Here is a 921-nt window from a genome sequence, read left to right on the forward strand (position 1 = left end):
CATGGATGATCTGTTGCGGGAGTTTTTGACGGAGACCAGCGAGAGCCTGGACACCGTCGACAATCAGCTGGTGAAGTTCGAGCAGGATCCGAACAACGCCAAGATCCTGGATAACATCTTCCGCCTGGTCCACACCATCAAGGGTACGTGCGGCTTCCTCGGACTGCCGCGGCTTGAAGCGCTGGCGCATGCCGGCGAGACGCTGATGAGCAAATTCCGTGACGGCATGCCGGTGACGGCCGGCGCGGTGACGGTGATCCTGGCCTCGATCGACCGCATCAAGGAAATCCTGGCCGGGCTGGAAGCGACCGAAGCCGAGCCCGAGGGCACCGACCGCGATCTCATCGACAAGCTGGAAGCGATGGTCGAGCAGGGCACGGCCGCGATGTCCGCGTCGGCGCAGCCGATCGCGTCCGCTGCTGCTACTCCTGTCGCTGAAGCTCCGCCGCTGGTGCCGGAAGCCCCGGCTGCGCCCGCACCCGCAAAAGAAATGACCCAAGGCGCGCTGATCGACCAGACCCTGGAGCGTCCGCTGCGTCCGGGCGAAGTGTCGCTCGACGATCTCGAGCGCGCCTTCCGCGAGACCGCGATCGAAGCGCCGGCGCCCGTTGCCAAGGCTGAGCCTGTCGCTGAGGCTCCGGCGCCTGTCGCCGCCAAGGAAGCCGCAAAAGAGACCAAGGCGCCCAAGGAAAAGGTCGCGCCGAAGAAGTCGATGGCTGAAGAGGGCGCCTCCGAAGGCGACCGCATCGCCAACCAGTCGATCCGCGTCAACGTGGATACGCTGGAGCACCTGATGACCATGGTCTCCGAGCTGGTGCTGACCCGCAACCAGCTGCTGGAGATCTCCCGCCGCAACGAGGACACCGAGTTCAAGGTGCCGTTGCAGCGGCTGTCCAACGTCACCGCCGAGCTGCAGGAAGG

At 65.3% G+C, this 921-nt stretch carries 1 protein-coding gene; it reads left to right on the forward strand.

Translation table 11 applies throughout. The features are described 5' to 3' along the window. Window position 1: 1 nt before the first annotated feature. Window positions 2-921 (forward strand): Hpt domain-containing protein (locus tag UB31_RS24315; RefSeq protein WP_045012721.1); only part of this gene is annotated, 920 nt, incomplete at its 3' end.

The organism is Bradyrhizobium sp. LTSP849, from assembly GCF_000938255.1.
GTDB lineage: Bacteria > Pseudomonadota > Alphaproteobacteria > Rhizobiales > Xanthobacteraceae > Bradyrhizobium.